General features: G+C 43.9%; 5 protein-coding genes and 1 tRNA gene. 1 reads left to right on the top strand and 5 read right to left on the bottom strand.

Annotation, left to right across the window (positions count from 1 at the left end):
* Window positions 1-9: 9 nt before the first annotated feature.
* The 3 genes from Q0135_RS01125 to Q0135_RS01115 form a co-directional block, all read right to left on the bottom strand.
* A complete protein-coding gene (locus Q0135_RS01125) occupies window positions 10-1,179 on the bottom strand; it encodes an integrase arm-type DNA-binding domain-containing protein (RefSeq protein ID WP_297987581.1) in 1,170 nt (389 codons plus the stop codon).
* A gap of 156 nt (window positions 1,180-1,335) precedes the next feature.
* Window positions 1,336-1,410 (bottom strand) — tRNA-Glu (locus tag Q0135_RS01120).
* A 313-nt stretch (window positions 1,411-1,723) separates the two neighbouring features.
* Window positions 1,724-2,947 (bottom strand): ankyrin repeat domain-containing protein, encoded by a 1,224-nt coding sequence (locus Q0135_RS01115; protein WP_297987579.1) that lies wholly within the window; start codon window positions 2,945-2,947, stop codon window positions 1,724-1,726.
* Window positions 2,948-3,480: 533 nt separating this feature from the next.
* Here Q0135_RS01115 and Q0135_RS01110 point away from each other — a divergent pair.
* Window positions 3,481-4,119, top strand: coding sequence for a hypothetical protein (locus tag Q0135_RS01110; protein ID WP_297987577.1), 639 nt, complete (start codon window positions 3,481-3,483; stop codon window positions 4,117-4,119).
* 164 nt (window positions 4,120-4,283) lie between these two features.
* Here Q0135_RS01110 and Q0135_RS01105 read toward each other — a convergent pair whose 3' ends face one another.
* Together Q0135_RS01105 and Q0135_RS01100 are read right to left on the bottom strand one after the other, a co-directional pair.
* Window positions 4,284-4,754 carry a hypothetical protein gene (locus Q0135_RS01105; protein ID WP_297987574.1) on the bottom strand — a complete coding sequence of 157 codons (471 nt, stop codon included), beginning with the start codon at window positions 4,752-4,754 and terminating at the stop codon, window positions 4,284-4,286.
* Window positions 4,755-5,468: a DUF4230 domain-containing protein gene (locus tag Q0135_RS01100; protein WP_297987571.1), complete on the bottom strand. Its 714-nt coding sequence runs from the start codon at window positions 5,466-5,468 to the stop codon at window positions 4,755-4,757.
* Window positions 5,469-5,960: the final 492 nt, after the last annotated feature.

Here is a 5,960-nt window from a genome sequence, read left to right as displayed (position 1 = left end):
GCGGACGGCTTAAATTACCAAGCCGTCCAAATAATCCGCCCACCACTGCAATATCCGCAAATGCTCCCGCGAGTTGAAGTCCCTAAAATACGCTTTATCCACTTCATTACTGGGCGTATGCAGCAGCACTTCATCAATGATACGCTTTTCAAACATCGCCCGCTCGCCGTCGGTTGCCCGAATAGCAAAGGTTGCAAACATCGAGCGAAAGCCGTGCGCGTGCAGATCGGCTATACCCAAGCGCTTCAGCGTTTTTAATAGCGTGCCGTCCGAGATAGCCCAGCCGCTACGCTTAGAATAGGTGCTCGATTTGAAAACTATCCCCTCCGCGCTTATCCTTTTTTGATCCTCTAAAATTTGCTTTGCCTGTCTTGGAAGCGGCAAGCGCGCATTTACCCCCGTTTTATTGTCGGTCTCTCTAAAACACACGAAATCCCCGTCTATTCTATCCCAGCTAAGCTCTCTGATCTGATGCGGACGTTGCGCCATAATCAAATTGAAAAAGAAAAGGTTTTTAATCGTCGGCTCTATAAGGGCGTCTCTGACCGCCTCTATAATCTCTTTTAGACGCCTTGGATCCGTCACTGCCTTTCTGTGCTCTACTTTCCTCTTCGGATAAATTTCGCTCATATCGCTGGCAATCTCATAAATAAACGATATATCGCCTGCCGCGTTTTGGGCGCGAGCAAATTTAAGCACGTCGCGCAGGATCGGGATTATCTTTTTAGCACTTGCAAAATTTACGCCCTTGGTGGCCGCGATCACTTCCTTTGTGCCGATCTCATCTATCGGCATATTGCCTAGAGGTTGCAGCAGATGTTTATTTGCGCGATTTATCATTTTACGGCGAGATTGCCTTATTTTCTCGTTATCCTCGGGCGGAATTTTAATATCTAGCCACGCGTAGAAAACATCTTTTAATTTTTGCTTTTGCAGCTCGTCGCTCGCGCCCGATTTACGCAAGCCCATCGCTTTTTCTCTGGCTTCTGCAAGGCTTATATCATCGAAACTTCCTAGCGTCGTGTATCCTTTTTTTGTGCGTAGCTTGTAGTATCTGCTGCCGTTTGCAAAACATACGAGATACAGCGCGCACGTGCTATCGATAGAATACGCCTTGAGTTTGCCGCTGCCCTCAAATTTTAGCTTCTTGACCTGCGTCGCAGTTAAAATTTTAGCCATTTTATACCCTTGTTATACAGAAAGTTATACATTTTTTACGAAAATAATTATAAACCGATATAAATTAATATAAATTGAAAATAGCCATAAAATGCCTTAAGGCCGAAGCTTTGTAAAGGGTTATACATTGATGTAAATCGATATAAAAAGAAGCAATGGTGACCCACAGGAGATTTGAACTCCTGTTACCGGCGTGAGAGGCCAGCGTCCTAACCACTAGACGAGTGGGCCGCGAAATTGAAAGTGAGATAATAGCGAAGTGTATATAAATTTTGGATTAAATTATATAATTTCAACAAAAATAATGCAAAATAAAATTTTCGCCGAAAACTTAAAGCTTTTTGGCATAGCCGCAAATCTTGGTGCTCTAGATAGTCCGATATGCCGCCCATTCTAGATGGCACATAAATAAGTTCCGTCGCTGCAGCCATAAGCCAAATCGATATCATAAAAGCTTGCTGTGCTTTGCTATCAGCATCAAAAACGCCAATAATTTTATCGCGCTGATTTAAAGAAGGTGATAAGAAGCCATTTAGCATACCTTTTATTTGGCTTCTAGACTTTTTAGATACTCATATACTCTTTTATCTTCGTTTTTTCTTGCCCAATCCGATGGAGTTACGCTTTGGTTATGAGAACATCTAGCTTTTGGATCGGCGCCTCTTTCTACTAGATATTTTACGATTTCTAGACTATGAGAACTTGCCGCATAATTTACCATGGAGCATCCGTCGCTATCTTTTGCTTTAAAATTTCCGCCGTATTTTTCCAAAAGCTTTACGAGCCTAAAACTCTTCTCATCGTCGTGTTGGCTTCCGAATACGCTCATCATCATTGCGCTATCGGTCAGTCTTTTTGCGCACTCTAGCATCGCGCGAAGCGAATTTTCGTTACCTAACATTACCGCCATTTCGATGGGAGTGGTATTTTCATGACCTTTAAAATTCGGATCGCCGCCCATTTCGCAGTATTTTTTAGCATCTTCGGCGTTGTCTGAATATGCCGTTTTGTAAAGTAGCGTTTGTATCTCATCCGCGCTCAATCTCTCTTCGGTTTTGGGTGCGACGGGAGAGCTTTCGTCGTAAATCTCCTTTAATGAATTTGTACCGTAGTATTTACCCGGCTCGTCTTTAAAAATCAAATTTATACCATTTAAATCCGTAAGTTCTATAGAGTCGTTTGTTTTTAAATTTATTATCTTGTTGAAGTTAAAAACCAAATCATCCTTTTTGACCCCGCTATCAAAGATGAAAAAATGGCTAAACTCGTAAGGAAATTCGTTTTTGTATTCGGGGGTTGACGCCGGATTTATTCTAGAATCGCCGATTTCTATCTTATCGTGCCCCCATCTTTTGCCGAATATAAATATATTTGTACCCCAGCTTTTTGAAATTTTATCATCGTTCTCGCCCATTACGAAGATATCGTTTCCCCATGGGTCTTCCACATCGCTTCTGCCGCCAGTCAAAATATAGACGTTGTTATTTCCGGGGCAAATTATAGAGTGCCTCGTATCGCTTTTGGCTATAATGATTTCGTCTGCGTTTTGGTTGCAGCGAGAATTTATATCCCAATATATGGTTTTGCTAAAATTTAAACTCACGTCTTCTAATACGGTGGTATCAAATCCTTGCGTCACTAAAATCTTTTTAGGAAAATATCCTTTCGCTTGCCCGTCTTTGATAAATTTTTCCAAGCTTTGAAAGTCGGTTATATTGCCTCCAAAACAGCCGCCAACCACCAAAAACAATATAACGATAAATCTCATACTCGCTCCCTTTTTCGAGATAAAATTTTAAAAATTATACAAAATTTGTAAGTAAAATTTACTAAAAACAGCTCAAATTTAAAAATCAAAAATAAGCGTTTTTAATGCTTATAGTAATGGCACTTGGATAGTTATAAATTTTAAGCTGCTCCGCTGCTTTTAAATTTAAAAAGTTAAATCCATTTTAAACAGAATTTGCGTAAAATCCCATTTCAAAAACGTATTACGCGAGCGGCGGCGGCAAAGTAAAATTTGCGGTAACTACGGCGTTAAATTAAAAGCACTCGTAACAGCGGAACTAAATAAAATTCGCGGCAGTAGCCCAAGGATGAGATATTCGGCGGCGTGCTGAGCTTAAATCATTCACAGCGACGTAAAGTACGAAGTATGTGCGGCGAAGTATGTGCGGCGGCGTAAAATTAAAATTCGCACCGGCTAAATTTAAAGCCCGCGCGGCGATAATCAAAGCAGCGCCCGCCGTTTAGTTGCACGGCGCAAGCCGTGAGCCGCACATTAAAATTTAAAGGTATAAAATGAACGAAGATTTTCAAAGAGCGAAGCTGCAAGGCACGCTCGGCGCGCTCTGCCTACTGGTCGCGAGCATAGCGTATTCTATAAAAGGCGAGATCACGTACTTGGATTCTCAAATCTTAGTGTGGATTTTTGCCTTCACATTCCTTTACCACGCGCTTAAAAACATCCAAAATATCACGGGTCCGCAGGTTTTTATAATCTTCAAATACGCCTACAGCATTGCGCTTGCGGCGCTGCTATATTTTTCAGCCATTTATATACTCAGAAGATGTGATTGCAGTAGGCTGCAAATATACGTGCCGTATTTGATGTTTGCGGTTACGGTCGCTTGGATAATTATAAATTTTAAATTGCGCGCCGCTACCGGATGCAAGCTTTTTGCCATATACGCCGCGCTGCTAATCGTTGATGACGCCGCAGATATCATCTACGGCATGATGTTCAAAATACCGGCTCCCGCTGCTATAACGATGGGCGTCATAAATTGTATGGAACTGCTAAATTTAATCTTAAATCCATTGGCGTCCGTAGTGCTGCTTCTTGCGTGGCTTAATATAAAACCCCCGCCGAAGCAAAGGATCTATGGAGCCAGGCGCAGAGATAAAATTTGCCCGCGTTTATACTCGCGCAGAGTTTAAAATTTAGACCGTGCCAGGGGCGTTTGCAAAGATAAAATTTCACGCTCGCATGCGCCGTTTTGGCAAAGACATATGGCAGCCAAAATCCGCCCGCTTGCATCCATCTAAGCAGCGCTAGCCATGCGCTACATCGGCGCGACCCTCGACGAAATCGTTTTATATGATTATAAGGCCCCTTCGCCGCACTCGTAGCCGAAAATTTTAATCCCCGTATCGCTCTGCTCGTAGCGCAGCGCGGGGATCTTTTGCAGTAGATTTTTTAGCTTTTCCAGATCGTTTTTCCGCCCGCCGTCGAAGGCTCGCGGCACCCACACCCACGCGATCTCGTCGTATACAAACGAGCCTACCGTAAAACTAGCTCGCTTTGAGCCCGCCTCCCATTTGGAGGAGTTTTTGATAGCATAGAAGTTTGGATAGAGGATTTTTTTGATGATGAAGCATTTGCAAAATTTAAAATCCGCGAAAAACTCTGCCCACGTCGCATCCTCGGTAAAATAGCCCTTTGCGCGCAGACGCTTTTTCTCTTTGCGCAGCCTGATCGGCTCATAAAACCTCCGCCAAGCCTTCGCGCAAGCATCCATAAACGCGAGCATGCGGGCAAAATAAATTTTAAAAAGCGCCTTAAAAAGCTCCATCTACTTCTCGATCTGCGATTTTAGCGATTTATCGATTGCGATCTCGCTGGAGCTTATATCGATCGTTTGAAGCGCCTTGTCCTGGAAGATAAATCCGACCTCCTTCGCGCCGAAGCTCTTGGCGATCGCCTCCAGTGTATCGGTCGCGGATTTGTGGATCTTGCCGCCAAGATCGTTGATGATTTTTAACGAGAGCTGTTTGACTTCGTCCTTGGCGTCGTCGATCAGGTGGTTTTTATCGCTCTCGTCAAAGCTCGCGCCGAATAGCCCGTTTAGCGAATCGGGCAGCAGAAACGGCAATAGCTTGGCGTTTTTCTCGTCGTAAATTTTCATATCTTTGATCGAGTATTTGTATTTGCACGGCGGCATCTTGATCTCGTAGCGATCCTCGCCCTGCGGTAGTATCGCAAAGTCGGGGCTTAGCAGGTCGTAAACGAACTCGATCTCAAACTCGAAGATGATGGCGATCTGCTTTTTCGTCATCAGCGGCGAAACGAGCGAGCCCAGCAGCCCGCTGCCTACATTTTGCTTGCGCGTGACGATCTCTTTGGAGTAAATTTTAAAAACGCTCAGCTCGCCGATGCTTTTAAGCCGCGTGATGTCGGTGGCGATCTGCGGTTTGCCCGCCTGCTCGCCGCTTTTGCGCATCTTAAAAAACATAAAAACCAAGATGCAAAATATCACTAAATTTAGAAGAAAAGCAAAATTTTCCAAATTTCATCCTTTAAAATTTTATCGGTATTTTAGCAAAATACAGCGCCGATTTGTAGTGCAATTGAAATTTTACGATTTTTGCGGCAAGAAATTTTAAAATCAAAGCATGCGGCAAAGCCGCAAAATAAAAATGCTCGGACGCAGTCCGCACCACCGCTAGCGTCGTAGGGGGATGGGTGGGGGTTTGTGGCGGGAAGGGGAGCGACCTCGCAAAACGAGCGTAGTGATGCAAAGCTTAAGCCTGGTGGCGTTTCTTGCGAGCACAGCGAAGTAGAGTAAGTAGCGCCCCTTCCCCCTTAAGAGAAAACGCCGCCACAGCCTAAATTCTAGAGGCAGAATTCTACGTAGTAAAATTTTGGAATTTTTAAATTTTAAATACAATAAAATTTTAAAATTTACCGCTACGGAATTCCATGCGGCGTAGCCACAATAGTAAGAATTTAACGCGAGCCGCAAGGCTCGCACCGCTAGCGTTGGCGGTGGGGGTTGGTA

Source organism: uncultured Campylobacter sp., assembly GCF_937981295.1.
In the GTDB taxonomy this organism is placed as follows: Bacteria; Campylobacterota; Campylobacteria; order Campylobacterales; family Campylobacteraceae; genus Campylobacter_B.
Note: the sequence above shows the minus strand (reverse complement) of the source record. Positions and strands in the feature narration are given on the sequence as shown.

Bases quoted from the DNA above. Each gene is read 5' to 3' on its own strand.
- Q0135_RS01125 (WP_297987581.1), bottom strand. From the start codon at position 1,179: ATGGCTAAAATTTTAACTGCGACGCAGGTCAAGAAGCTAAAATTTGAG.
- Q0135_RS01115 (WP_297987579.1), bottom strand. From the start codon at position 2,947: ATGAGATTTATCGTTATATTGTTTTTGGTGGTTGGCGGCTGTTTTGGA.
- Q0135_RS01110 (WP_297987577.1), top strand. From the start codon at position 3,481: ATGAACGAAGATTTTCAAAGAGCGAAGCTGCAAGGCACGCTCGGCGCG.
- Q0135_RS01105 (WP_297987574.1), bottom strand. From the start codon at position 4,754: ATGGAGCTTTTTAAGGCGCTTTTTAAAATTTATTTTGCCCGCATGCTC.